24 protein-coding genes are annotated in these 25,790 nt (G+C 72.7%); 13 read left to right on the forward strand and 11 right to left on the reverse strand.

The genetic code is table 11. The features are described 5' to 3' along the window. Positions 1–3 precede the first annotated feature (3 nt). Positions 4–864, reverse strand: a complete 861-nt coding sequence (locus tag Sri02f_RS04825; protein WP_245970439.1) for an adenosylcobinamide-GDP ribazoletransferase — start codon at positions 862–864, stop codon at positions 4–6. 67 nt (positions 865–931) lie between these two features. Here Sri02f_RS04825 and Sri02f_RS04830 point away from each other — a divergent pair, with 67 nt between their 5' ends. Continuing rightward, entirely contained in the window at positions 932–1,696 is a 765-nt protein-coding gene (locus tag Sri02f_RS04830; RefSeq protein ID WP_108999826.1) for a hypothetical protein, read from the forward strand. Here the strand turns inward: Sri02f_RS04830 and Sri02f_RS42020 are convergent. The 3 genes from Sri02f_RS42020 to cobT all read right to left on the reverse strand — a co-directional run bounded on the left by Sri02f_RS42020 (position 1,600) and on the right by cobT (position 5,452). Then, positions 1,600–2,340, reverse strand: a complete 741-nt coding sequence (locus Sri02f_RS42020) for a hypothetical protein (RefSeq protein WP_159106663.1) — start codon at positions 2,338–2,340, stop codon at positions 1,600–1,602. The two genes, Sri02f_RS04830 and Sri02f_RS42020, sit on opposite strands and share 97 nt — an antisense overlap. Beyond that, on the reverse strand, positions 2,337–4,181 hold the full coding sequence (locus Sri02f_RS04845; RefSeq protein ID WP_245970441.1) for a phosphatidylglycerol lysyltransferase domain-containing protein: 1,845 nt from the start codon (positions 4,179–4,181) through the stop codon (positions 2,337–2,339). The genes Sri02f_RS42020 and Sri02f_RS04845 overlap by 4 nt, the downstream gene beginning before the upstream one ends. A gap of 74 nt (positions 4,182–4,255) precedes the next feature. After that, a complete protein-coding gene (gene cobT, locus Sri02f_RS04850; RefSeq protein WP_245970443.1) occupies positions 4,256–5,452 on the reverse strand; it encodes a nicotinate-nucleotide--dimethylbenzimidazole phosphoribosyltransferase in 1,197 nt (398 codons plus the stop codon). 232 nt (positions 5,453–5,684) lie between these two features. On the opposite strand from cobT, the gene Sri02f_RS04855 reads away from it, so the two are divergent. Further along, positions 5,685–6,584: a class I SAM-dependent methyltransferase gene (locus Sri02f_RS04855; RefSeq protein ID WP_108999827.1), complete on the forward strand. Its 900-nt coding sequence runs from the start codon at positions 5,685–5,687 to the stop codon at positions 6,582–6,584. Between the two features lie 18 nt (positions 6,585–6,602). Here the strand turns inward: Sri02f_RS04855 and Sri02f_RS04860 are convergent, their stop codons facing one another. Beyond that, positions 6,603–7,829, reverse strand: a complete 1,227-nt coding sequence (locus tag Sri02f_RS04860) for a bifunctional adenosylcobinamide kinase/adenosylcobinamide-phosphate guanylyltransferase (protein WP_108999828.1) — start codon at positions 7,827–7,829, stop codon at positions 6,603–6,605. A 114-nt stretch (positions 7,830–7,943) separates the two neighbouring features. Between Sri02f_RS04860 and Sri02f_RS04865 the strand changes: the two genes are divergently transcribed. Next, positions 7,944–8,156, forward strand: a complete 213-nt coding sequence (locus Sri02f_RS04865) for a hypothetical protein (RefSeq protein ID WP_108999829.1) — start codon at positions 7,944–7,946, stop codon at positions 8,154–8,156. 167 nt (positions 8,157–8,323) lie between these two features. Here Sri02f_RS04865 and Sri02f_RS04870 read toward each other — a convergent pair whose 3' ends face one another. After that, positions 8,324–9,025, reverse strand: a complete 702-nt coding sequence (locus tag Sri02f_RS04870) for a methyltransferase domain-containing protein (protein ID WP_108999830.1) — start codon at positions 9,023–9,025, stop codon at positions 8,324–8,326. An 83-nt stretch (positions 9,026–9,108) separates the two neighbouring features. After that, positions 9,109–9,702: a DUF3043 domain-containing protein gene (locus Sri02f_RS04875; RefSeq protein WP_373865068.1), complete on the reverse strand. Its 594-nt coding sequence runs from the start codon at positions 9,700–9,702 to the stop codon at positions 9,109–9,111. Between the two features lie 328 nt (positions 9,703–10,030). Between Sri02f_RS04875 and Sri02f_RS04880 the strand changes: the two genes are divergently transcribed. The 5 genes from Sri02f_RS04880 (at position 10,031) to Sri02f_RS04900 (ending at position 15,489) form a co-directional block, all read left to right on the forward strand. Beyond that, positions 10,031–10,801, forward strand: a complete 771-nt coding sequence (locus Sri02f_RS04880) for a PspA/IM30 family protein (RefSeq protein ID WP_245970467.1) — start codon at positions 10,031–10,033, stop codon at positions 10,799–10,801. A 34-nt stretch (positions 10,802–10,835) separates the two neighbouring features. Further along, positions 10,836–11,114 carry a PspA-associated protein PspAA gene (gene pspAA, locus Sri02f_RS04885; RefSeq protein ID WP_108999832.1) on the forward strand — a complete coding sequence of 93 codons (279 nt, stop codon included), beginning with the start codon at positions 10,836–10,838 and terminating at the stop codon, positions 11,112–11,114. Positions 11,115–11,218: 104 nt separating this feature from the next. After that, complete coding sequence (locus Sri02f_RS04890; protein ID WP_108999833.1) at positions 11,219–12,457, forward strand: sensor histidine kinase; 1,239 nt, start codon at positions 11,219–11,221, stop codon at positions 12,455–12,457. Beyond that, a complete protein-coding gene (locus Sri02f_RS04895) occupies positions 12,454–13,137 on the forward strand; it encodes a response regulator (RefSeq protein ID WP_108999834.1) in 684 nt (227 codons plus the stop codon). The genes Sri02f_RS04890 and Sri02f_RS04895 overlap by 4 nt, the downstream gene beginning before the upstream one ends. A 111-nt stretch (positions 13,138–13,248) precedes the next feature. Beyond that, positions 13,249–15,489: a serine/threonine-protein kinase gene (locus tag Sri02f_RS04900; RefSeq protein WP_108999835.1), complete on the forward strand. Its 2,241-nt coding sequence runs from the start codon at positions 13,249–13,251 to the stop codon at positions 15,487–15,489. 21 nt (positions 15,490–15,510) lie between these two features. Here Sri02f_RS04900 and nadA read toward each other — a convergent pair whose 3' ends face one another. Further along, a complete protein-coding gene (gene nadA, locus Sri02f_RS04905; RefSeq protein WP_109000187.1) occupies positions 15,511–16,707 on the reverse strand; it encodes a quinolinate synthase NadA in 1,197 nt (398 codons plus the stop codon). 262 nt (positions 16,708–16,969) lie between these two features. Here nadA and Sri02f_RS04915 point away from each other — a divergent pair, with 262 nt between their 5' ends. Further along, on the forward strand, positions 16,970–17,326 hold the full coding sequence (locus Sri02f_RS04915; protein WP_030794551.1) for a HesB/IscA family protein: 357 nt from the start codon (positions 16,970–16,972) through the stop codon (positions 17,324–17,326). Between the two features lie 140 nt (positions 17,327–17,466). On the opposite strand, the gene Sri02f_RS04920 is transcribed toward Sri02f_RS04915, so the two are convergent. Further along, positions 17,467–19,386, reverse strand: a complete 1,920-nt coding sequence (locus Sri02f_RS04920; RefSeq protein ID WP_108999837.1) for a hypothetical protein — start codon at positions 19,384–19,386, stop codon at positions 17,467–17,469. Between the two features lie 156 nt (positions 19,387–19,542). Next, positions 19,543–19,752 (reverse strand): hypothetical protein, encoded by a 210-nt coding sequence (locus tag Sri02f_RS04925; RefSeq protein WP_108999838.1) that lies wholly within the window; start codon positions 19,750–19,752, stop codon positions 19,543–19,545. A 129-nt stretch (positions 19,753–19,881) separates the two neighbouring features. Between Sri02f_RS04925 and Sri02f_RS04930 the strand changes: the two genes are divergently transcribed. Further along, positions 19,882–20,856 (forward strand): carbohydrate kinase family protein, encoded by a 975-nt coding sequence (locus Sri02f_RS04930; RefSeq protein WP_108999839.1) that lies wholly within the window; start codon positions 19,882–19,884, stop codon positions 20,854–20,856. Between the two features lies 1 nt (position 20,857). Here Sri02f_RS04930 and Sri02f_RS04935 read toward each other — a convergent pair whose 3' ends face one another. Next, entirely contained in the window at positions 20,858–22,252 is a 1,395-nt protein-coding gene (locus Sri02f_RS04935; protein ID WP_109000188.1) for a cysteine desulfurase/sulfurtransferase TusA family protein, read from the reverse strand. A 328-nt stretch (positions 22,253–22,580) separates the two neighbouring features. Here Sri02f_RS04935 and ctaC point away from each other — a divergent pair, with 328 nt between their 5' ends. Genes ctaC through Sri02f_RS04950 form a run of 3 tightly spaced genes read left to right on the forward strand, consistent with a single transcriptional unit; the run spans position 22,581 to position 25,668 of the window. Beyond that, positions 22,581–23,540 (forward strand): aa3-type cytochrome oxidase subunit II, encoded by a 960-nt coding sequence (ctaC, locus tag Sri02f_RS04940; RefSeq protein ID WP_108999840.1) that lies wholly within the window; start codon positions 22,581–22,583, stop codon positions 23,538–23,540. Next, entirely contained in the window at positions 23,537–25,273 is a 1,737-nt protein-coding gene (gene ctaD, locus Sri02f_RS04945; protein WP_108999841.1) for an aa3-type cytochrome oxidase subunit I, read from the forward strand. Before ctaC ends, ctaD begins: the two co-directional genes overlap by 4 nt. Further along, positions 25,270–25,668, forward strand: coding sequence for a cytochrome c oxidase subunit 4 (locus tag Sri02f_RS04950; RefSeq protein WP_108999842.1), 399 nt, complete (start codon positions 25,270–25,272; stop codon positions 25,666–25,668). The genes ctaD and Sri02f_RS04950 overlap by 4 nt, the downstream gene beginning before the upstream one ends. Positions 25,669–25,790: the final 122 nt, after the last annotated feature.

The following is a 25,790-nucleotide window of genomic DNA, read 5'->3' on the forward strand; positions in this document are numbered from 1 at the left end:
ACCCTAGCGGCCCAGGCAGAGCACGATCAGGGCGGTCGTCGCCGCGGTCTCCGCCAGGCCGCCGAAGACGTCCCCGGTGACCCCGCCGAAGCGGCGCGTGCAGTGCCGCAGGAGGAGTTCGGCGGCGACGAGGGCGGCGAGGACCGCCAGCACCGGCCCTATGGCGTCGTACGGCTCGAAGGAGGCCCCCGCGGCCCCCGCCCCGGCCGTCCCCGACCCGATCAGGACGACGACGCCGCTCCCGTACGGCCCCCACCACGCTCCCGCGCCCGCCGCGGCCAGCGCGACGACGCCGGCGGCGAGGACCGCCCCGCGCACCGGGACCACCCCCGCCACCGCCGCGCCCAGCCCCTCCGGCCGCGCCGGCGGCACCCCGTCGCGGGCGGCCAGGGTCAGCGCGAGGCGGGCGGCGACGGCCGAGACGACGGCGGCCAGCGCGCCCAGGGCCCACGAGGCGTCGTAGAGCTGCGTCAGCGCGGCCACCTGCGCCAGCAGCACGAGAACGAGCGTGAGCACCCCGAAGGGGCCGATGTCCGACTGCTTCATGATCCGCAGCGCGTCCTCGGCGGGCTTTCCGCTGCCCAGACCGTCCGCGGTGTCGGCCAGCCCGTCCAGGTGCAGCCCGCGGGTGAGGACGGCGGGCACGGCGGCGGAGGCGACGGCGGCCAGCAGCGCGCTCGCGCCCAGCCGGAGCAGCAGCAGCCCGAGTCCGGCCGCGCAGCCGCCGACCACCAGGCCGACCAGAGGGGCGCTCAGCATGCCCCCGCGGGCGGCCGCCCGGTCCCAGCGGGACACCCTCACCGGGAGCGCGGTCAGGGTGCCGAAGGCGAAGCGGAGGCCGTCGAAGGGCGAGGTCGTGGACACGGCGGCAGAGTAGCCCGGACGCCCCGCCCGCGAGGCAGCCCGCCCCGCCGCCCGTGAGACTGACGGCATGGGCCACTGGCTGCAGCGCAACGTCGTCGAACCGGGCAAGCTCCCCCTGCTGCTCGCGCTGGCCGCGTTCGTGCTCACCTTCCTGGTCACCCGGGTCATCACCCGGCTGATCCGGGCCGGCCGTGGCCCCTTCGGCAACATCAGCTCCGGCGGCGTGCACATCCACCATGTGGTGCCGGGCGTCGTCCTGACCGTCGCGGGCGGCTTCGGCGCGGTGGCCAGCGGGCGGCACGGCTTCGGTTCGAGCGCCTGCGCGGTGGTCTTCGGCATCGGGACGGGGCTCGTCCTCGACGAGTTCGCGCTGATCCTGCACCTGGACGACGTGTACTGGACGGAGGCGGGCCGCAAGAGCGTGGAGGCCGTGGTCCTGACGGCTGCGCTGGGCGGACTGCTGCTGGTGGGCTTCGCGCCCTTCGGGGTCAACGACATGAGCCAGGCGGAGCTCCAGGACCGCGGGGGCGTCCTCGTGACCGTCGCGGTCAACCTCCTCTTCTCGCTGGCCGTGCTGACCAAGGGCAAGGTCATGACGGCCGTCTTCAGCGTGTTCGTGCCCTTCGTGGGTCTGATCGGCCTCGTCCGGCTGGCCCGTCCGGGCTCGCCGTGGGCCCGGCGGTTCTACCGGCGGCGCCCCCGCGCGCGGGCGAGGGCGACGCTGCGCGCCTACCGTCACGACCGGCGCTGGGCCCGTCCGCGCCGGCTCGTCGGGGACTGGCTGGGCGGCAAGACCGACGCGGAACTCACCGCCTCCGCCGAGCGGCGCTGACGCCGGCGGGCCTGCGCGGCCCCGCACAGCGCCAGGACCGCGGCGATCGCCGCCAGATGCTCCTTGCCCGCCAGGTTGCCCTTCACCGCCACTTCGACGGCCATCGCGACGATCACCGCGGCCGCCGTCGCGTACGCGCGATGACGCCAGCCCAGGAACACCGCGAGGCCGACCACGGCCGCCGACGGGCCGGTGTCCACCACCAGGGCGTCGGAGGCGGGCAGCCCGAGCGGGCCGTGCGGACCGAGGGCGATGCCCACGCGCGCGTAGAGGGTCCCGGCGAGGGTGGCGGCGTAGGCGATGACGAGCGTCCGCCACCAGCCCAGACACAGTTCGGCGATCCCGAACACCAGCAGGATCTGGGCGAGGGCGCCCCACACCGGCAGATCCAGCGCGGGGACGAACAACGACAGCGGGGTCCGTAGAAGGGCGAGCCCCAGGGGATCCTCGGCCCGCACCGCCCCGAGGTCCTGGACCGGCTGGTAGCCCCACGGCCGGTTCTGCACGACCTGGGTCGCCGACGTCAGGCACACCGCGCCCAGCGTCATCGGCGCGGCCCGCCACCGCCGGGCCGCCAGCGGATCGCGCACGGCCGTGCACAACGGCCCCCACTCGGACCGGGTCCAGCGGACGATCCGCGTCACCGGCGGGTCCCCAGGCGCCTGCGGTGCAGCCACTTCGGCAGCCCCGGCGCCTCCAGGAACCCCTCCGCCCGCGCCGCCGCGATGCCGATCCGGGGCAGGTCCGCGCTCTTCTCGAAGAGCAGGAACCTCGGCTCCCAGATGGGCCGGTACTTGGCGTTGGCGCGGTACAGCGACTCGATCTGCCACCAGCGCGAGAAGAAGCCGAGCAGCGACCGCCACAGCCTCAGCACCGGCCCGGCGCCGAGCCGCGACCCACGCTCGAACACGGAGCGGAACACGGCGAAGTTCAGCGAGACCTGCGCGACCCGGATCTCCCCGGCCGCCCGGTCCCCGCCGGCCGCCGGGTCCCCGCCGGAATCCCGGGCCTCCCAGGAGCCCCAGGCGTCCCGTGCCTCCGGGGTCTCAGGAGCCCTGGGGGTCTCAGCGGCCGCCGAAGTCTGCCGGGCCAGCCGGAGCAGCTCGATGACCATGAACTCGACCAGCCCGTTGTCGCAGTCGCGGTCCCGGCGCATCAGGTCGAGGGACAGCCCGTTCGGCCCCCACGGCACGAACGAGAGCAGGGCCCGCAACTCGCCCCCGGCGTCGGCGCATTCCAGCATCACGCAACGCCCGTCCCGCGGGTCCCCGAGCCGGCCCAGCGCCATGCTGAACCCGCGCTCGGTGGCCCCGTCCCGCCAGTCGTCGGCGCGACGCACCAGGGACGCCATCTCGTCGGCCGGAATGTCCTCGTGCCGCCGGACGCGCACGGTGTACCCGGCCCGCCTCACCCGGTTGCAGGCCTGCCGGACGGTCCGCATGGCCCGCCCCTCCAGGGTGAACTCGGCGACGTCGACGATCGCCTCGTCGCCGAGCTCCAGCGCGTCCAGCCCGTGCCGGGCGTAGACCGTCCCCGCCTCCTCGCCCGCCCCCATCACCGCCGGGATCCAGCCCTGCGCCCGCGCCTCGGCGAGCCACGGCTCGATCGCGCCGGGCCAGGCCTCCGGATCGCCGAGCGGATCGCCGGAGGCCAGCGACACCCCGCCCAGGACGCGGTAGGCGACGGCCGCCTTCCCGGTCGGCGACCAGCGCACGCTCTTCTCCCGGCGCAGCGCGAAGTACCCGAGCGAGTCCCGCTCGCCGTGCCGGTCGAGGAGCTCCCGCAGCCTCTTCTCGTCGTCCTCGGTGAGCGGTTCGACCGCCCGCCGGGAGCGGAAGGCGGCGTACAGGACGGCGAGGACGAGCGCGGTGCTCAGCACGTTGACGGCGACGTCGACCCAGGTGGGAGTGGTGATCGCGGCGACGCGGTAGTCGTCGGCGGCGACGGAGACCAGCCGCAGCGCGCCGTAGCGCCAGCGTTCGAGGAAGGTGGACGGCGCGGACGACCGGTCGGTCGCCGTCACCAGCAGCGCGGCCAGCAGCGACGAGGCCAGCAGCCCGCCGGCCGCGACGGCGGCGGCGAGCTTCGGGTTGGACCGGTCGCCCTTCGCGTAGAACTCCCGCCGCCCCGCGACCAGCGCGGCGACGAACACGGCGGTCAGCGCGAGAGAGACCCAGTTCTGGGGCTGCCGTCGGATCTCCGGGAACGCCATGGCCAGCGCGAACAGGCCCAGGAACGCCCCGCTCAGACAGACGTTCAGGATCCACGCGGCCCGCTTGCGCCGCCGCATGGTGACGGCCAGGAACGCGGTGAAGGCCCCGGACGCGAATCCGGCCGTGAGCAGGTACGGCGTGAAGAGGTTCTCCTGGTTGTGCCGCCGTACGTCCTGCCCCAGGGAGACCCACGCCGCACTGAGGAAGTTGACGAACGCGACGGCCCGCAGGTACCAGACGGCGAAGGCGGCGGCGCCCCGGGTGTTGCCCATGATCGGTGATCATATGGGTGCACTTCCGGGAAACGGCTCTTTTGCTGCCGCCTGTCCCTTTTGGCCTCGCTGTCCTACTCCGCCGCGGATTCCTCCGCGTAACCCCCGGTCGCGGGACCCCCGGTCGTGGAACCCTCAGTCGCAGAGTCCTCGGACTTCTCGTCGGCCTCCGTGGCCTCCGTGGCCTCCGTGGCCTCCGCGGTCTCCTCGGCCTCCTCGGCCTCCGCGGGCTTCTCCGGCAGCTCGGCGGCCAGCGCGGCCGCCGCCTGCACCAACGGCAGCGCGAGCAGCGCCCCGGCGCCCTCCCCGACCTTCACGCCCTGGTCCAGCAGTGGTTCCAGAGCCATCCGGTCGAGTGCCTTCGCCTGTCCCGGTTCACCGCTCTTGTGGCCGGCCAGCCACCAGTCGGGCGCCCGGAAGGCGATCCGCTGTCCGACGAGCGCGCACGCGGCCGCCACGACCCCGTCCAGGACCACCGGCAACTTCCGTACCGCGCACTGGAGGAGAAAGCCCGTCATGGCCGCGAGGTCGGCCCCGCCCACCGTCGCCAGCAGGTGCAGCTGCTCGCCCAGCACCGGCCGCGCCCGCCTCAGCGCGTCCCGGACGGCGGCGCACTTGCGCATCCACGCGAGGTCGTCGATCGCCTCGCCGCCGCGCCCGGTCACCACGGACGCGTCGGTCCCGCACAGTGCGGCGACCAGCACGCCCGCGGCCGTCGTCCCGCCCACGCTGACATCGCCGAGCACGACCAGATCGGTGCCGGAGTCCGCCTCCTCGTCCGCGACGGCCACGCCCGCCAGGAAGGCGGCCTCGGCCTCCTGGAGCGTCAGCGCGTCCTCGACGTCGATACGGCCGCTGCCGCGCCGCACCCGGTGCCGCACGACGTCCGCGGGGAACGCGTCCGGGTCGCAGTCCAGCGCCATGTCCACGACCCGTAGCGGCACGCCGAGCCGACGGGCGAGCACGGACACCGGGCGGCCGCCCTCCAGGACCTCCCGCACCAACTCCGCGGCGCTGCCCGCGGGCCGGGCGGAGACGCCGAGCTCGGCGACGCCGTGGTCGCCCGCGAACAGCACCACCCGCGGCCTCTCGATCGGCCGCACCGGCGACGAGCCCTGCGCCGCCGCCAGCCACTCACCCAGGTCGTCCAGTCGCCCCAGCGATCCGGGCGGCACGATCTGACGCTCCCGGCGCGCCTCTGCGTCACGGCGCGTCCCGCCGTCGGGGCGCTCGATCAGATCGGTGAAGTCGTCGAGATTAAGCGAGCTCATTCGCCGAACAGTACCGGCACCGATCGACCGGTTCCGCGCCACGTCGCCACCACACCGGCGCGACGTCGTTGCACCCCGCACCGGTATCCCATACGTTCCGTTTTGCCGTATATCACCACCCGCTCCTTTCTCCCCTTCCCCTCCTTCTCCTCGCCCCCCTCCCTTTTCTCCCCCGTCCCCTTTCCCGTCCCTTTCCCCCTTGCCCTTTCTCCCCTTCGCCCCGGAGCCGCTCATGCCTCTCAGGCCCGTCCACGAGCCGCGCCGCGACGACTGCCCCTGGTGCGCCTCGAAGCGCCTGCGCACCCGCCTGCGCGCACCTGATCTGCGGCTGCCAAGGCCCGGCACGTTCGTCGTCGACGAGTGCCGGGACTGCGCGCACGCCTTCCAGAACCCGCGCCTGACCCCCGAGGGGCTGGAGCTGTACGCCGCCGAGGAGAACCGGCCCGTCGACCGCGGACGCCTGCAGGCCACGGCCCGGACGATGCTGCGTTTCCCCGAGCCGGAGAGCTGGCTGGACGTCGGGACGGGGGACGCCGCCTTCCCGGAGGCGGCCAGGCCGCTGTTCGCCTACACGGCGTTCGACGGGGTGGACCCGACCCCGCGGGCGGAGCGGGCGAGGGCCGCGGGCCGGCTCGACGAGGCTCACGTGGGCCAGTTGACGGCCCCCCAGATCCTGGCCCGGCTGCGCGGCCGTTACGACGTGGTCAGCATGCTCCACCACCTGGAACACACCCGGGACCCCAGACGGGAACTCGCGGCGGCGCTGGCGGCCCTGCGTCCCGGGGGCCACCTGCTCCTCGAACTCCCCGACCCCGCGAGCGCGTTCGCGCGCGTCCTGGGCAAGTGGTGGCACTTCTACGACCAGCCCCGCCACCTCCATCTGATCCCCCTGGCCAACCTCCGGGCCGAACTGGAGGCGCGAGGCTGCGAGATCGTCGTCACGGACCGCAGAGCCGCCCACGCCCCACGGGACCTGGCGGCCGCCGCCGCGCTCTACGCCCGGCGCACCCGCCTGCCCCGGGTGGCCGGATCCCTGACGGCCCCGGCCGCGGCCCTCGACCACCTGCTGGCCCCCGCCCTGCGCCGCACCCGCTTCTGCAACGCCTACCGGATCGTCGCGCGCCGCGGCTGAGCGGGCCGGGCCCCGGGCTCACCCCCGGAGCACCAGCGCCTGCCCCGAGACGACCAGCACGACCTGCTCGCACTCGTCCGCGACCGCCGCGTTCAACCGCCCCAGCTCGTCGCGGTAACGCCGCCCCGACGCCGTGGCCGGCACGATTCCCGAACCCACCTCGTTGGACACCAGCACCACCGTCCGCCGAGCCGAGCGCACCGCCTCCGCCAACTCCGCCACGCGGGAACGCAGCGCCCGCTCACCGCCGTCCGCCCACACCGCGTCGTCCCACGCCCCGACGGAGTCCATGACGTCCGTCAGCCACAGCGAGAGACAGTCGATCAGCAGCGGCGCCCCCTCCTGGACCAGCAGCGGCGCCAGGTCGCAGGTCTCCGTCGTCCGCCACGACCCCGGCCGCCGCTCCCGGTGCGCGGCCACCCGCGAGGCCCACTCGGTGTCGCCGCCCCGGGCGCCTCCGGTGGCGACGTACAGCACGCCGGGGAAGGACTCCAGCCGCCGCTCGGCCTCCACGGACTTCCCCGACCGGGCGCCGCCCAGCACCATCGTCCGCCGCGGCACGTCCGGCACGGCTGACATGGCTGACCCGTCGTCGTATACCCCCACCGTCAGCGTCGAGCCGTCCGGCACCGCCCGCGCGCCCGCCGCCGCGAGCCGCCGCCGCAGCTCCGCGCCCGGCGCCACGTCGTGGTCCAGATGGACGGCGACCACGTCCGTCGTGGGCCCCACCGCGCCGACCGCCCGCAGCTTCGCCAGCCCGTCCGGCCGCCCCACCACGTCCGTGAGGACCATGTCGTAGCGTTCGGCGGGCTCCGAGCCCTCCTCCAGGCCCGCCGGCGCGCCGCCGGGCGGCAGATACAGCAGCCGCTGCCCGTCCGGGCCCGTCACCGCGTACCCGGTGCCCGGCGCGTCCATCGCCACCGCCCGCACCCGATGCCCTGTCGGCAGCATCGGATCGCGCCCGTCCGAGGCGCGGGCGGGCTGCGGCAGCCCGGCCGCCACCTCCACGGCAGGACCGTCGTGCGGGTGCGTCAGCAGGACCTGGCTCACCCCGCTCAGCGAACGCCCCGCCCGCGCGGCCGCGAACGCCGCGCCCGGAGTGAGATCGAGCAACAGGGCCCCGTCCACGAGCAACGAGGTCGCCGCCCGCGCGTGCGCGCCGAGCGAGGTCGCGCACACGGCGCAGGAGCAGTCGGGGCGGGGCAGGCCCGCCGGGGCGCCGGTACCGAGCAGAGTGACTTCCACGGAGCTGATTTTCGCGCGTGCGACCCGGTCTTGCGCATCCGGCTAGGCTGCGCAGCAGAAGCCGGACCTCGATCCGGCTTCTGCTCTGCACGTGGTCACAGCTGGGAGGCGTACATGGCGGCATGGACGTGGCGGTTCGAGAAGTCCGACGGGACGGAGGTCCAACCCGCGGTGCAGCCCGAGGAGTTCACCACGCAGGGGGACGCCGAGTCCTGGATCGGGGAGGTCTGGAAGGACCTCCTCGAAGGCGGCGCCGACCAGGTCCGGCTCTTCGAGGACTCCTCCGAGATCTACGGTCCGATGAGCCTGCAGGCCAACGAGGCGTAGGGCTTGGGCTCTCCGTGCGGACCGGGCCGGGCTCGCGGGCTCCGGCCCGGTCCGCACGCGGTCTTGGCCACGCCACCGGGGCGGTCGGACGTCCCTCACCGCGCCCGCCGCTCACCCGAACGAGCGGAGCACACCCGAGGACCGGCGGTGCGCGCCTGGGCGTGCGCTCAGCCGCGCACGCCGCACAGATGCAGCAGCGCCGCCACCTGGCGGTAGGGATCCGTGCGCCCGGCCCGCTCCTCGGCGGTCAGCAGCGCCTCGACGTCGCCGGGGATCTCCGTCGTGTCCGCGGCCGTGTCCGTGAAGACCCGCACGCCGTACCAGGCCTGCAGCGGCGCCCCGATCCCCGCGAGCGTGCCGGTCAGGGCGGCCAGCCGGTCCGCCCGCACGTCCAGACCGAGCCGGTTGCGGTACGCGACGGTGTCGAAGGCGGCCAGCGCGCCCGCCCAGTCCCCGGACATGCCCGGCCGCATGGCCAGCGCGTCCGCGTTGCGCACCAGCAGCGACAGCAGTCCGCCGGGGGCCAGCATCCGGGCGAGCCCCGCGAGCAGGGCGTCCGGCTCCTCGACGTACATGAGCACGCCGTGGCACAGCACCACGTCGAAGCTGCCGGGCAGGAAGTGCACGCCGGTGTCCCGGCCGTCGCCCTCGATGATCCGCATCCGCTCCCGGATGCCCTCGGGCTCCCCGGACAGCGCCTCCCGGGCCGCGGCGATCATCGTCGCGTCCTGTTCGAGACCGGTCACCTGATGCCCGAGCCGGGCCAGCCGCAGCGCCTGCGTGCCCTGGCCCATGCCCACGTCGAGCACCCGCAGCCGCCGCCCGACCGGGTACCGCCCGGCTATCTGCTCGTCGAGCTGCCGGGCCACCAGCTCCTGACGTACGACGTCACGCAGCCCGCCCAGCCTGCTGAGCCAGGCCTTGGCCGCCCCCCCGGAGAAAGCCGCAGTGCTCAGAGCCGCGCTCCACGCTTGACCTGCGGCTTCGGCAGCCGCAGCCGGCGCATCTGCAGCGAGCGCATGAGCGCGTACGCCACCGCGCCCCGGCGGTTGTGCCCCTCGAAGCGCTCGGCCAGCCGCTTGCGCAGCCGGAAGCCGGTGACGAGCGAGTCCAGCACGATCAGCACGATCACGACCAGCCACAGCAGCAGCGCGATGGTCTGCAGCGAGCCCACCCGCACCACGCTCAGCACGAGGATGACCACGGCCATGGGCAGGAAGAACTCCGCCACGTTGAACCGTGAGTCGATGAAGTCGCGCGCGAACTTGCGGACGGGCCCCTTGTCGCGGGCCGGCAGATACCGCTCGTCCCCGCTCGCCAGCGCCTGGCGCTGGCGGTCCATCTGGGCGCGGCGCTCGTCGCGCTGGCGCTTGGCCGCGTCCTTGCGCGACGTCGACGTGTTGGCGACGCTGCGGCGCTGGGACTGGGCCTCACTGCGCTTGGGCGTGGGCCGACCCTTCTTCGCCTGGGGGTCGCGGGGCTGCTTGGAGTCGGTCACCACCGCGTTGGCGGGAGCCTTCTCTTCCTTGGCACGGCTACGGAACACAAAACCCAAGGGTAAGCGCTCCCGGGCATGGACCCCAGCCCGGAGGGGAACGATCCGGCAACACCAGTCGTCTGTAGAAGGGACAGACCCGGGCGAGCACGAGGAAGAGGGGGCACAGGGTGACGTACGGCTCACCCTGAGAGTCACCTACTCCTCACGCCGGAGCAGGGGGCCCGGTCAGTCGTCCTTGGGGAGGAGCGCATCCGTCCCCGAACAGTGCGTCAATGGATGCAGGGCCCGTACTGTGGGTTCTGTCGCAGACTGAGAGCCGGAGTCCTTCAGAAGGGGGCGCGCGAAGCCCATGAGCGGTGTCATGAAGCGTATGGGGATGATCTTCCGCGCGAAGGCGAACAAGGCCCTTGACCGGGCCGAGGACCCGCGCGAAACCCTCGACTACTCGTACCAGAAGCAACTTGAGCTCCTGCAGAAGGTCCGTCGCGGCGTCGCCGACGTCGCGACCTCGCGCAAGCGCCTGGAACTGCAGCTGAACCAGCTGCAGTCGCAGTCCACCAAGCTGGAGGACCAGGGCCGCAAGGCGCTCGCCCTCGGCCGCGAGGACCTCGCCCGTGAGGCGCTCTCCCGCCGGGCCGCGCTCCAGCAGCAGGTCACCGACCTGGAGACGCAGCACTCCACGCTCCAGGGCGAGGAGGAGAAGCTCACCCTGGCGGCGCAGCGCCTGCAGGCCAAGGTGGACGCCTTCCGCACGAAGAAGGAGACCATCAAGGCCACCTACACCGCCGCCCAGGCGCAGACCCGCATCGGCGAGGCCTTCTCCGGCATCTCCGAGGAGATGGGTGACGTCGGCCTGGCCATCCAGCGCGCCGAGGACAAGACCGCCCAGCTCCAGGCCCGGGCCGGCGCCCTCGACGAGCTCATGGCGTCCGGCGCCCTCGACGACCCGACCGGCATCGCCAAGGACGACCTCCAGGCCGAGCTGGACCGGCTGTCGGGTGGTACGGATGTGGAGCTGGAACTGCAGCGCATGAAGGCGGAGCTCGCCGGAGGCCCGTCCTCCGGACAGCAGGCCATCGAGGGCGGCACGAGCCCGTCGCAGTCCCAGCAGCAGCCGCAGGACACCCCGCGCTTCGACAAGCAGTGACCCGGCGCGGGGGCCCGGAGCCGAGGAGGGCGACGTGATCGTACGGATCATGGGAGAGGGCCAGTGGAAGCTGGCCGACTCCCGCTTCGCCGAACTGAACAAGCTGGACGACGAACTGCTCGCGGAGATGGAGAGGGGCGACGAGAAGGGCTTCCACCGCACCCTCGGCGCCCTCCTGGACGCCGTCCGCCGTCTCGGCGACCCCCTTCCGGACGACGCACTGGAACCCTCCGAACTCATTCTCCCGTCCCCGGACGCGAGCCTGGAGGAAGTCCGGGAGATGCTGAGCGACGACGGTCTGATCCCCGGGTGAGCGGGCGGCCCGGGGCGGCCTCCTGAGGGAGCGGGGGCTCGGGGGCGCCCTGCGCCTCCCGGCCACGGCAAGGAAAGCGACGGCAACTGAAAAGTGACCCCTCAGTGACCCCCCTCGCCCGGGCCCGGCGCCAGCTGAAGGCCCACCCGCTGGCCCTCGACGCCTCCCTCGCGGCAGGCGTGCTGCTCTGCATGCTCGCGGGCTCCTTCGTCGACCCGCACGGGGAACAGGGCGTCAGCTGGAGCGTCCGCAGCCCCGACCCGCTCAGCCTGCTGCTCATCACCTTCAGCGCCGTCGCCCTCGTCTTCCGCCGCAGCGCCTCCATGACGGTCCTCGCTCTCACCGGCGCCGCCTCCGTGACCGAGTCCGTCACCGGCGACCCCCGCGCCCCCGTCGCCATGTCCGCCGTCGTCGCCCTGTTCACCGTCGCGGCCGCCACCGACCGCCCCACCACCGTGCGGGCCGGCCTGCTCACCATGACGGTGCTCACCGGCGCGGCCATGACCGCCGGACCGCTGCCCTGGTACGCCCAGGAAAACCTCGGCATCCTCGCCTGGACCGGCATCGGCGCCACCGCCGGGGACGCCGTGCGCAGCCGCCGGGCCGCCGTCCAGGCCATCCGGGAACGCGCCGAGCGCGCGGAACGCACCCGCGAGGAGGAGGCCCGCCGCAGGGTCGCCGAGGAGCGCCTGCGTATCGCCCGCGACCTGCACGACGTCGTCGCCCACCACATCGCCCTGGTGAACGTCCAGGCCGGAGTCGCCGCGCACGTCATGGACAAGCGGCCCGACCAGGCCAAGGAGGCCCTCGCGCACGTCCGCGAGGCCAGCCGCTCAGCGCTCAACGAACTGCGCGCCACCGTCGGCCTGCTGCGCCAGTCCGGCGACCCCGAGGCCCCCACCGAGCCCGCCCCCGGCCTGGACCGCCTCGACGAGCTCGTCGGCACCTTCCGCAGCGCCGGCCTCCGGGTCGAGGTGGCCCGCACCGACCACGGCACCGAACTCCCCGCGGCCGTCGGACTGGCCGCCTACCGGGTCGTCCAGGAGGCCCTCACCAACGTCCAAAAACACGCGGGCCCCGAGGCGAAGGCGGAGGTCAGCGTCGTGCGCGTCGGGCCGAACATCGAGGTCACGGTCCTGGACGACGGGCAGGCGGCCGACGAGGAGAGCACACCGACCGGCGGCGGCCACGGCCTGCTCGGCATGCGCGAACGCGTCACCGCCCTGCGCGGCACCCTCACCACCGGCCCGCGCTACGGCGGCGGCTTCCGCGTCCACGCGATCCTGCCGGTCAAGACCCGCGCCCGCACCGCGGCGCCCAGCACCGCAGAGGATCTCGTATGACCATCCGCGTCCTGCTCGCCGACGACCAGGCGCTGTTGCGCAGCGCCTTCCGCGTGCTCGTCGACTCCGAGCCCGACATGCAGGTGGTCGGCGAGGCGTCCGACGGCGCGGAGGCGGTCGCGCTGGCGAGGCGGGAGCGCGCCGACGTCGTCCTGATGGACATCCGCATGCCCGGCACGGACGGACTCGCCGCGACCCGCCTGATCAGCGCCGACCCCTCCCTCGCCCAGGTGCGGGTGGTCATCCTGACGACCTTCGAGGTCGACGACTACGTCGTGCAGTCGCTGCGGGCCGGCGCCTCCGGCTTCCTCGGCAAGGGCAGCGAGCCGGAGGAACTGCTCAGCGCGATCAGGATCGCCGCGGGCGGCGAGGCGCTCCTCTCGCCCACCGCCACCAAGGGCCTCATCGCCCGCTTCCTCGCCCAGGGCGGCGCGGTGGACGACGACCGGGACCCCGCCCGCTCCGCCCGGCTGGGCGCGCTGACCGTACGCGAGCGCGAGGTCCTCGTGCAGGTGGCCGGCGGCCACTCCAACGACGAGATAGCCGAACGCCTGGAAGTCAGCCCCCTCACCGTGAAGACGCACGTCAACCGGGCCATGGCCAAGCTGGGCGCCCGCGACCGGGCCCAGCTCGTGGTGATCGCCTACGAGTCGGGCCTGGTGCGCCCGAGGGCGGACTGAGGGCGGACCGAGGACGGACCGAGGGCGGCTGCGGGCGGCGCGTCGCCCGGCGGCGCCCGGCTTACCTATGCTGGGCGCCTGAACTGCTCTGCGGGGGAGAGGATCGGAGCGGTGTCACTGCACAAGGACGACCCGAAGACGCTCGGCGGGTACCGGATCGTCGACCGGCTCGGCGCCGGCGGGATGGGCGTCGTCTACCGCGGCCGGTCCCGTTCGGGGCGTGAGGTCGCCGTCAAGGTCGTGCACGCCCAGTACGCCGAGGACCCGGTCTTCCGGACCCGCTTCCGCCAGGAGATCGAGGCGGTCCGCAAGGTCAGCGGCGCCTTCACCGCCCCGGTCGTGGACGCCGACCCGGAGGCCGTCCGGCCCTGGATGGCCACCCAGTACGTGCCGGGTCCCACGCTCGCCGCCCGCATCCGCGAGCGCGGCCCGCTGCGCGGCAGGGAACTGCGCCGGCTCGCCCTGGGCCTGGTGGAGGCGCTGCGGGAGATCCACCGGGCCGGGGTCGTCCACCGCGACCTCAAGCCCGGGAACGTCCTGATCGCCGAGGACGGGCCCCGCGTCATCGACTTCGGGATCTCCCGGGCGGCGGAGAACCAGACGCTCACCGAGACCGGCAGGATGATCGGCACCCCGCCGTTCATGTCGCCCGAGCAGTTCACGGACGCCCGCTCGGTCGGCCCCGCCTCGGACGTGTTCTCACTCGGCGCGCTGCTGGTGTTCGCCGCGACGGGGCGCGGCCCCTTCGACGCGGACAGCCCCTATCTGACGGCGTGGCGGGTGCTGCGGGAGGAACCCGACGTGGCGGACGTGGCCGAGCCGCTGCGCGCGGTCCTGACCGGCTGCCTGGCCAAGGAGGCCGGGTCCCGGCCCGGCCTCACGGAACTGGCCGAGGCGTTCGCCCAGGCGCTGCCCGAGCCCGCCGCGGGAGACGCGGAGACGATGTCCCTGCGTCTGCCGTCTCCGCCCCCGGCGGGCGAGGAAGCGGGCCCACCCGCCGCCGCGCCCCGCCCCGGCCGCCGCTCCCGGCTGCGCCGGTGGCCGGTCCTGGCCGGAACGGCGGGCTTCCTGGCCCTGGCGCTCACCGCCTACCTGCTGCTCGACCTCGATCCCTTCGGCAGGACCGAGCAGTCGGGCGGCGCCGGCGCCGGCAGCGGGTCGGTCAGCTGGGACCCCCTGCCGGACGGCTGGAAGCCCTGGCGTACCTCGGTGTACGGCGCGGCCGCGAGCGGGGTGACGAAACCGCTGGGCGGTGGAGCCCCCGACGGCGCCGCCCTGTCCTGCGCGACGGGCGAGGGCGCGCTGTACTGCGCCGGGGACGGCACTCTCCCGGTGCGCGTCGACGGAGCCACCGGCCGGCTCGCCTGGCGGGCGGAGTCCCTGCCGCCCGGCCTGGCGCAGTCGCGCTACAACGGCAGGATCCTCGGGGTGCACGAGGGCGTGCTGCTGGTCCTGGAGAGCGTGACGAACAAGGCGGGCAACGACCAGGGCACCACCGCCGTCGCGCTCGACGCGGCCACCGGCAGGCCGCTCTGGTCGCGCACGCTGACTCGGTCCGCGTCCACCGCCGTCCAGGCGGGCGTCTCCGGCGATCTGCTGCTGACCTCGGCCGGTCGCCGCATGACCGCCCGCGCACTGCCGGGCGGCGCCGAGCGCTGGACGGCCACCGTGCCCGCCGGGCCCACCTACTCCTGTGAGTTCCACGACGTCGACGGGGTCCCGTACACCGTCTGCCTCGACGCGGGCACACCGTCGCGCAACGTGGTCTACGCCGTGGACCCCGCCGACGGCTCCACCCGGAAGGTGAGCGTGCCGGACGGCGACGTCGACTACGTCGGCGCCCTCGGCGGCGATCTGGTCTTCGCGGTGCAGGTGCGGCGGGACCAGCGGAGCTTCGACGAGCCGGCGTACGACGAGGTCCTGCTGATCGACCCGGACACCGGCGCCGTACGGAAGAAGAAGCTGGCCGGCAGCCCGCGCGGCCAGGCGGCGCTGGTGGGCGGGGTGCTCTGCTTCGCCGACTCCAGGGGGCGGCTGGTCGCCCACTCGCCCGAGACGGGCGGGCAGCTGTGGCAGACCTCGACGACCCTTCAGCAGCCCGGCACGCCCGCCGCCGGCGCGAAGGGGCGGGCGGTGTTCGCGGCCAGCGCCTCCGGACGGGTCGCCGCCGTCGACATCAGGACGGGGCGGCTGCTGTGGGAGTCCACCGCGAGGGCCGACCGCGTCGTCGGGTCCGGCTACGCCGCGGCGCGCGTGTTCCTCGCCGAGGGCGCCGTGGTGGTGCTCAGCCCCGACGGAACCGTCTTCTCGCTGGACCCGGACCACCCCGACCGGGAACCGCTGCCGGGGTGACCTGGGCCTGCGGCGGTCCTGCTACGGCAGCGCCAGCATGCGCTCCAGCGCCAGCTTGGCGAACGCCTCGGTCTCCTCGTCGACCTCGATGCGGTTGACCAGCTTGCCCTCGGCGAGGGACTCCAGGGTCCACACCAGGTGCGGGAGGTCGATGCGGTTCATGGTCGAGCAGAAGCAGACCGTCTTGTCGAGGAAGACGATCTCCTTGCCCTCGGGCGCGAAACGGTTCGCCAGCCGGCGCACCAGGTTCAACTCGGTCCCGATGGCCCACTTGGAGCCGGCCGGGGCCGCCTCCAGCGCCTTGATGATGTACTCGGTCGACCCGACGTAGTCCGCCGCGGCCACGACCTCGTGCCGGCACTCCGGGTGCACGAGCACGTTCACGCCGGGGATCCGGGCGCGGACGTCCTCGACCGACTCCAGGCTGAAGCGGCCGTGCACCGAGCAGTGGCCGCGCCACAGGATCATCTTCGCGTCGCGCAGCTGCTGTGCGGTCAGCCCGCCGTTGGGCTTGTGCGGGTTGTAGAGGACGCAGTCCTCCAGGGACATGCCCATGTCGCGGACGGCGGTGTTGCGGCCGAGGTGCTGGTCGGGCAGGAAGAGCACCTTCGACGTGGCGGGATCCCCCTGCCCGAAGGCCCACTCCAGGGCCCGCTGGGCGTTGGACGAGGTGCAGATCGTGCCACCGTGCCGGCCGGTGAACGCCTTGATGTCCGCGGACGAGTTCATGTAGGAGACGGGCACGACCTGCTCGGCTATGCCGGCCTCGGTCAGCACGTCCCAGCACTCGGCGACCTGCTCGGCGGTGGCCATGTCGGCCATCGAGCAGCCGGCGGCGAGGTCGGGCAGGACCACCTTCTGGTCGCCCGACGTCAGGATGTCGGCGGACTCGGCCATGAAGTGCACACCGCAGAAGACGATGTACTCGGCCTCCGGGCGGGCGGCCGCGTCCCGGGCCAGCTTGAAGGAGTCGCCCGTGACGTCGGCGAACTGGATGACCTCGTCGCGCTGGTAGTGATGGCCGAGCACGAAGACCTTGTCACCGAGCCTCGCCTTGGCGGCGCGGGCGCGCTCGACCAGGTCCGGGTCGGAGGGCGAGGGCAGGTCGCCGGGACACTCGACGCCCCGCTCGCTCTTCGGGTCGGCCTCACGGCCGAGCAGCAACAGGGCGAGCGGAGTCGGCTGTACGTCGAGTTCCGTGGTCTGGGCGGTGGTCACGACACGCACCTTTTCTACTTTTCGTCGAATTGACGTTATCTATCATAACCTGCTTCACGTCACTTTGACGATGGTCATAGCGTCGGTGTGACGTGAATCCCCGTGAGACGTTTTCGGCCCGCAACCGGGTGTGCGAGCATGAGAAGGGAACGAGTAAGAGGACGAAGACGGCGAAGACAACAGCTCGGCCCGGAATGAATCCGCGGCCCCGTGGGTTGCAACCGTCGGCAAGCAGTCTCCGTACAACCCGGGAGAGATGTAGATGTCCGTATCGGACGAGACCAGCACCGTCACCGACGGCATCATCCTGTCCGACGCCGCCGCGGCGAAGGTCAAGGCCCTGCTCGACCAGGAAGGCCGCGACGACCTGGCCCTGCGTGTCGCCGTTCAGCCGGGCGGCTGCTCCGGCCTGCGCTACCAGCTCTTCTTCGACGAGCGTTCCCTCGACGGCGACGTCGTCAAGGACTTCGACGGCGTCAAGGTCGTCACCGACCGCATGAGCGCCCCCTACCTGGGCGGCGCGTCGATCGACTTCGTCGACACGATCGAGAAGCAGGGCTTCACGATCGACAACCCGAACGCGACGGGCTCCTGCGCCTGCGGCGACTCCTTCAGCTAGGTCCGCCGTACGGCCGCCGGACCGGTACCGGCCCCTGGCCGACCGGTCCGGTCGCACGGCCGGACGACGCGAAGGCGGCGTCCCCCTCCGAGGGGGACGCCGCCTTCGCGTGCGCCGGGCCGCCGGCGGACGGGCGGTCGCTACCGCGTCTGCGGCAGCCGGGCCCCCGTCTTCTCCAGCGGGACGGCCCTGCCGTCGGAGCCGATCACCTTGCGGCTGCCCGGCGCCTCGTCCAGCTGCACCACCTGGTGGTACACCTTGGCGATCATGATGCAGACCTTGCCCGGCCACGGCGTCTCCGTCACGGTGACCTTCACCTCGCTGCCGGTCTCCACCGCCGTCGCCTTGTAGTCGGCGCACACCCCTCCCGTGAAAGCGACGGTCAGCTCCCTGCCCTCGACGGTGTAGCCGTCCACGCGCACCTTCCGCTCACCGGACGCGCCGGACGTGCCGCTCGGGGTCGGAGCGGGCGCGGGCGTCGCCGGCTTCACGAACGCGGGCTCGACGGCCGGCTGCGTCACCGTGTAGCCCGCCTCGGTCCCGGCCGCCTTCACCTCGAACAGCCAGGACGGCACGAGCACCTGCCGTCCGCCCGAGGTGTGCGGGGCCAGCCCGAGCACCGCGTCCTCGACCGTCGCGGTCTGGCGTGCCGGGGTCGTCGAGGCCTTGCACGGACTCTCCAGCCGGTCCTTCAGCGGCACCGGACTGGCGCAACCGCCGATGCCCATCCGGTGGCCGCCGCCGGGCGCGGCGTTCAGCGCGTCCAGCGCCTCCCGCGCGCTCAGCAGGGGGTATGTGGAGCCCTTCACCGGCGTCTCCAGCTGCCCGTTCCCGCCGACGACCTCGCCCTGCGCGTTGACGCTGATCCCGGTCGTCCAGCCGTAGGAGGGCAGACCGCCGATCACCGGCTCGGCGTTCACCATCCGCTGGGCGCCCATGACCTGGCTCGCGTCCACCTTGGCGTCGTCCTGGCCCACCGCCTTGAGGACCGGCGCCGCGGCCTTCTTCGCGGCCGCCTCGCTCACCGGGGCGTCGGCCTGAGCCCCGGACCCCCTGGTGCACTTGACGGCGCCGGCCGAGCAGTCGTCGCCGCCGGGCGCGTACCGGGCGAACGTCCACATGCCCGGCGCCTGCCGGTTCACCCGCAGCACCGGACCCGAGCCGTCGTTGCCGACGCCGACCTTCCAGGCCTCCCCGTCGACCACCGGCGTCCCCTGGACGCCCAGCGCCTTCGCGAGCCCGGCCACGTCCGCCCGGTCGACCTCGCCCCGCGCCCAGTACACGGGCGCGGAACCGGGACCGGCGGGCAGCGTGCCCGCGGCCTTGTACGTCACCCCGTAGGGGTTCGGCTCCCCGGGCGCGATACCGCTCGTGCCGCCCTGGGGGGCACCCGTACCCGCGGAGTAGTCGTCCAGGGCGAGGACGGCGGGAGTGCCGTCGCCGGAGGGGGCCCCGGCTCCGGAGCCGCCGCCGGAACGGCCCAGGGCGCCGGAGGTGAGATACGCCCCGCCGCCGCCCACCAGCAGCACGGCGGCCGCGACGGAGGCGACGAGCACGGGGGAGCGGCGCCGGGACCCGCCGGAGGCCTCGCCGTCGACCGCGTGAGCCACGACGGGCTCGTCGGCGGGTTCGTCGGCGGGGACGGCGGCCCCACCGCCGGACGGCTCATGGGCGTCGGGGGCCGCCCCGGAAGCGGCCCCGGAGACGGCGGCCGGCGGCTCGGCGGCGGACTCGTGACGGGCTTCCTCGTCCTGAGCGCCCCGCTCCTTGGCGTCCCGCTCCTTCAAAACCGCCGCCTTCGAAGGCTCCACCGCCGTCTCTTCGGCCGAGGGCTCTCCGTCCGAGGGCTCTCCGTCCGAGGGCTCCCCGTCCGTCACCGTCTCGGCCGACGGCTCCGCGGCCGTCGTCACTGTCTCGGCCGGAGCTTCTCCGGCCTTCGCCTGTTCGGCCCCGGCCTTCACCCGCCCGGCCGTCGTCTCCTCGGGACCCTTGGTCTCCTCGGAACCCGTCGTCTCCGGCTCGCGCGCGGCGTCGTCGTTCTCGGGTCGCTCGGTGTTCACCGCATCGCTCCTTCGGCTGCCCTGCTGTCGTACCCCACATCCCCTTGACGAGGGATGCCGATGGGACGCGACGGGGGAGCGCACGGTTCCCTTCCGAGCGCCGTACCGGAGAAACGCGCCGAAGCGGGCGGGAGCGGATGCCCTGAGGGGCAGCTCCTAGTTGCCGTAGTCGGGCATGGCCTCCAGCAGCCGCGCGGACCTCGCGGGGACCTTCACGCCGTGGATGAGTGACGGGGAGACCGGACGGGAAAGGATCTTCTCCGGGGCCGCCCAGTGCGGAGCCATCCGGGCGCAGTCGCCGCGCAGCGACGCCAGGCCGGCGTCGAACTCGGCCGACTGGGGGGCGTGGAACTCGAGGTTCGTCATAACCGAACCGTATGCACGCGCAGCCTGCGAAGAAAGATCTACTATCGGGTAGTTTCGTCTGCTTCAGTGGCGCGGACGGACCGGGTAGCGTGAACTGTCAATCCCCCTCCCCACAGGAGAGTCCACGCCGTGCGCATCGCAGTCACCGGCTCCATCGCGACCGACCACCTCATGACGTTCCCCGGCCGCTTCGCGGACCAACTCGTCGCGGACCAGTTGCACACGGTCTCGCTCTCCTTCCTGGTCGACAACCTGGACGTGCGCCGGGGCGGCGTGGGAGCGAACGTCGCCTTCGGCATGGGGCAACTGGGCACCCGTCCGATCCTCGTCGGCGCCGCCGGCGCGGACTTCGACGAGTACCGGGCCTGGCTGGACCGGCACGGCGTCGACACCGCGTCGGTCCGCATCTCCGAGACCCTGCACACGGCCCGTTTCGTGTGCACCACGGACGCCGACCACAACCAGATCGGCTCCTTCTACACGGGTGCGATGAGCGAGGCCCGTCTCATCGAGCTGAAGACCGTCGCCGACCGCGTGGGCGGCCTGGACCTGGTCCTGATCGGCGCCGACGACCCGGAGGCGATGCTCCGCCACACGGAGGAGTGCCGCTCCCGCTCGATCCCCTTCGCCGCCGACTTCTCGCAGCAGATCGCCCGTATGGGCGGCGAGGAGATCCGCATACTGCTGGAGGGCGCGACGTACCTGTTCTCCAACGAGTACGAGAAGGGCCTCATCGAGTCCAAGACCGGCTGGTCGGACGCCGAGATCCTCGCCAAGGTCGGCCACCGCGTCACCACCCTCGGCGCGCGCGGCGTCCGCGTCGAGCGCGACGGCGAGGACCCGATCGAGGTCGGCTGCCCGCAGGAGGAGCGCAAGCTGGAGCCCACCGGCGTCGGCGACGCCTTCCGCGCCGGCTTCCTCTCCGGTCTGGCCTGGGGCGTCTCCCTGGAGCGCGCCGCCCAGATCGGCTGCATGCTCGCCACCCTCGTCATCGAGACCGTCGGCACGCAGGAGTACCAGCTGCGCCGCGCCCACTTCATGGACCGCTTCGCCACCGCGTACGGCGACGAGGCCGCCTCCGAGGTCCGCAAGCACCTGGCCTGACTCAGGACGTCCGGCGGACCGTGTAGACAGCGCCGCGGTCCGCCGGCTCCTCGCCGAGGTACTCCTGTCCCCGCATCTCGCACCAGGCGGGGATGTCGAGCCGGGCCGCCTCGTCATCGGACAGCACCCGCACCGTGCCGCCGACCGGCACGTCCCCGATGACCTTCGCCAGCTCGATGACGGGAATCGGGCACCGCCTGCCGAGCGCGTCCACGACGAGCGCCTCGCCCCCCGCGTCCGCCGCCGGCGCGGACGCGGACGTGGGCGCCGGCGCCCCGAGCTTGTCCCGCACCCCCGCCACCGCCCCCGGCAGCACGGCGAGGAATCTCTCCACGTCCTCCTCGGCGGCTCCCCACGGCAGGGAAACCCGCACATTCCCCTCACTCAGCACGCCCATCGCCCTCAGCACATGGCTCGGCGTCAGCGTGCTGCTGGTGCAGGACGACCCGGACGAGACGGAGAAGCCCGCCCGGTCCAACTCGTGCAGCAGGGCCTCCCCGTCGACGTAGAGACACGAGAACGTGACGATCCCGGGCAGCCGTCGATCCGGGTCCCCGACCACCTCCACATCCGGGACGACGTCCGCCACCCGCGCCCGGATCCGTGCCGTCAGGTCCCGCAGCCGGGCCGCCTCGGCCGCCGCCTCCGCCCGCACCGCCCGCAGCGAGGCCGCAGCGGCCACGATCGCCGGGAGGTTCTCGAACCCGGCCGCCCGTCCCGACTCCCGTTCGTCCACCGGCCCCTGAGCGGCGAACCGCACCCCCTTGCGGACCACGAGCAGCCCCACCCCGGACGGGCCGCCCCACTTGTGAGCGCTGCCGGTGAGCAGGGACCAGGGCCCCTCCACCGCCCCCCATGCCAGCGACTGGGCCGCGTCCACCAGCAGCGGCGCCCCCGCCTCCCGGCACGCCTCGGCCACCGCCGCCACCGGCTGCTCGGTGCCCACCTCGTGGTTGGCCGACTGCAGGGCGGCCAGCGCGGTGTCGGACCGCAGGGCGTCGACGTAGGACTCGACCGCGACCGCGCCGGTCCTGGTCACCGGCACCCGGGTCACCGCCCCGCCCGCCGCCTCGAACGCCTCGGCCGAATGCAGTACCGAGGAGTGTTCGACGGCTGACACGATCAGGTGACGTCCGGCCCGCCGCCGTCCCGCCGTCGCGCCCGCGATCCCGGTGTGCACGGCCCGGGTTCCGGAGGAGGTGAAGGTCAGTTCGTCCGGCCGGCAGCCCACCGCCTCGGCCGTCGCCTCGCGCGCCGCGTCCAGCAGCAGCCGCGCCCGTCGCCCCTCCCTGTACAGCCGGGCGGGGTCTGCCCACCCCTCGTCCAGCGAGGCCAACAGGGCCTGTCGGGCGACGGGATGCAGGGGAGCGGCGGATGCGGCGTCGAAGTAGGACACACGGCAACCGTAGAACGTGCGGCGCCCGCGCAGGGCGCGGGCCGCTTCGCGCCGCGGCTCCGTCGCGTGGGGGCGGCCGGCAGCCGGCGCTCCGCGGCCGTCGCACAAGCCGCATTGACGAGCTATTAGGCGACGCCGGGCGCTCCTCCCACCCCTTCGGGGTGACCCGCGGCGCGTATGCCACCCTCCCCGCGACCCCCCGGAGGGCGTCGGCTAGGGTTTGGTCCGCATAAACATCCAAACCCCTGCCCGACGCAGGGCGGCGACCGACCAGCGAGAAGGCAGGCCGCAGCCAACCGCGCGGGCGAGACTCTCGGGAAGGCGCTACGTGAGTCCCAACGGCTCCGACCGCTCGCCGCGGCGCCCGATGCGGCGGAAGCTGCTGCAGGCAATGACCGCGGGCCTGGTCCTGGCGACCGCCACCGGTTGCACATACAAGGACTTCCCCCGCCTTGGCATGCCCACCCCGGTCACAGAAGAGGCTCCGCGGATCCTCTCCCTGTGGCAGGGATCGTGGGCTGCCGCGCTGGCCACCGGCGTGCTGGTGTGGGGCCTGATCCTGTGGAGTGCTTTCTTCCACCGGCGCAGCCGAACCAAGGTCGAAATCCCTCCGCAGACCCGGTACAACATGCCCATCGAGGCGCTGTACACGGTCGTGCCGATCATCATCGTCTCGGTGCTGTTCTACTTCACCGCCCGCGACGAGTCGAAGCTGCTGAGCCTCGACAAGAAGCCCGACGTCACGGTCAACGTGGTCGGCTTCCAGTGGAGCTGGTGCTTCAACTACATCGAGAAGGTCGACGGTTCCCACGGGGACGCGACGACCGACGCGAACCTGGCCGCGATCCCGGACCGGTACAAGAAGGACTTCCCGTCCGACGCGGGCGGCGTCTACACCTGCGGCACCCCCGGTGAGCGGAACCCGCAGACCAACAACCCGGGCCCGACCCTCTGGCTCCCCAAGGGCAAGACGGTCCGCTTCGTCCTCACCTCGCGTGACGTCATCCACTCCTTCTGGGTGGTGCCGTTCCTCATGAAGCAGGACGTCATCCCGGGTCACACCAACTCGTTCCAGGTCACCCCGAACCGCGAGGGCACCTTCCTGGGCAAGTGCGCCGAACTGTGCGGCGTCGACCACTCCCGGATGCTCTTCAACGTGAAGGTCGTCTCTCCGGAGCGCTACCAGCAGCACCTGAAGGACCTCGCCAAGAACGGGCAGACCGGTTACGTTCCGGCCGGCATCGAGCAAACGAGCCCCGAGAAGAACCGGGAGTCGAACGTCCTGTGAGCATCCTCAACGAACCCCAGGGTGCCTCCGCAGCTGAGGACTCGTACGAGAACGAGCTGCCGGTCAGGCGCAAGCAGCCCGGCAACGTCGTGGTGAAGTGGCTGACGACCACCGACCACAAGACCATCGGTACGTTGTACCTGGTCACGTCGTTCGCGTTCTTCTGCATCGGCGGCGTCATGGCGCTCCTCATGCGCGCCGAGCTGGCCCGTCCGGGCCTGCAGATCATGTCGAACGAGCAGTTCAACCAGGCGTTCACGATGCACGGCACGATCATGCTGCTGATGTTCGCGACGCCGCTGTTCGCCGGCTTCACGAACTGGATCATGCCGCTGCAGATCGGCGCGCCCGACGTGGCGTTCCCGCGGCTGAACATGTTCGCCTACTGGCTGTACCTGTTCGGCTCGACCATCGCGGTGGGCGGCTTCCTCACCCCGCAGGGCGCGGCCGACTTCGGCTGGTTCGCCTACAGCCCGCTGTCGGACGCGGTCCGTTCCCCGGGCATCGGCGCCGACCTGTGGATCATGGGTCTGGCCTTCTCCGGCTTCGGCACGATCCTGGGCGCGGTCAACTTCATCACCACGATCATCTGCATGCGCGCACCCGGCATGACGATGTTCCGCATGCCGATCTTCGTGTGGAACGTGCTGCTGACGGCCGTCCTGGTCCTGCTGGCCTTCCCCGTCCTGGCCGCCGCGCTGTTCGCGCTGGAGGCGGATCGGAAATTCGGGGCGCATGTCTTCGACGCCGCGAACGGCGGAGCGTTGCTGTGGCAACACCTCTTCTGGTTCTTCGGCCATCCAGAGGTGTACATCATCGCCCTGCCGTTCTTCGGCATCATCTCCGAGGTCATCCCGGTCTTCTCCCGCAAGCCGATGTTCGGCTACATGGGCCTGGTGGCCGCGACCATCTCGATCGCCGGTCTGTCCGTGACGGTGTGGGCGCACCACATGTACGTCACCGGAGGCGTGCTGCTGCCGTTCTTCTCCTTCATGACGTTCCTCATCGCCGTTCCGACCGGCGTGAAGTTCTTCAACTGGATCGGCACCATGTGGAAGGGCTCCCTGTCCTTCGAGACGCCGATGCTGTGGGCGACGGGCTTCCTGATCACCTTCACCTTCGGCGGTCTGACCGGCGTCATCCTGGCCTCGCCGCCGATGGACTTCCACGTGTCCGACTCGTACTTCGTGGTGGCGCACTTCCACTACGTCGTCTTCGGCACCGTCGTCTTCGCGATGTTCTCCGGCTTCCACTTCTGGTGGCCGAAGATGACCGGCAAGATGCTCGACGAGCGCCTCGGCAAGATCACCTTCTGGACGCTGTTCATCGGCTTCCACGGCACCTTCCTCATCCAGCACTGGCTGGGTGCCGAGGGCATGCCGCGCCGTTACGCGGACTACCTCGCCGCGGACGGGTTCACCGCCCTGAACACGATCTCGACGATCAGCTCGTTCGTCCTCGGCCTGTCCGTCCTGCCGTTCTTCTACAACGTGTGGAAGACCGCCAAGTACGGCAAGCCGGTCGGCGTCGACGACCCGTGGGGCTACGGCCGCTCCCTGGAGTGGGCCACCTCCTGCCCGCCGCCGCGCCACAACTTCATCACCCTGCCGCGGATCCGCAGTGAATCCCCGGCGTTCGACCTGCACCACCCGGAGATCGCCGCGCTCGAGCAGCTGGAGCACAGCGGCCACGGCGCCAGCGCCATCGCGGGCAGCAAGGAGGCCGGCAAGTGAAGATCCAGGGGAAGATGTTCTTCTGGCTGAGCGTCTTCGTCCTCGCCATCGCGATCGTCTATGGCGTGTGGTCGAAGGAGCCGGCCGGCACCACGGCCCTCTTCCTGGCCTTCGGCCTGTGCATCATGATCGGCTTCTACCTGGGCTTCACCGCCCGGCGGGTCGACGCGGGCGCACAGGACAACAAGGAGGCGGACGTCGCGGACGACGCCGGCGAGGTGGGCTTCTTCAGCCCGCACAGCTGGCAGCCGCTGTCGCTCGCCGTCGGCGGCGCCATGGCCTTCCTCGGTGTCGCGGTCGGCTGGTGGCTGCTCTACTTCTCCGCCCCGCTGATCATGATCGGCCTGTGGGGCTGGGTCTTCGAGTACTACCGCGGTGAGAACCGCACCCAGTAGCACGCGTGACCTGCGGCGAGAGCCCGGACACTCCGTCAGGAGGGTCCGGGCTCACGCTTTTGCCGTAGCGGGGGTCCTCCGTCCGTGTCACCCAGCGCGCCGCGGCCGACCCGGCTCCCTAG

It is taken from the genome of Streptomyces rishiriensis (assembly GCF_003112535.1).
GTDB classification, from domain to species: Bacteria; Actinomycetota; Actinomycetes; order Streptomycetales; family Streptomycetaceae; genus Streptomyces; species Streptomyces rishiriensis.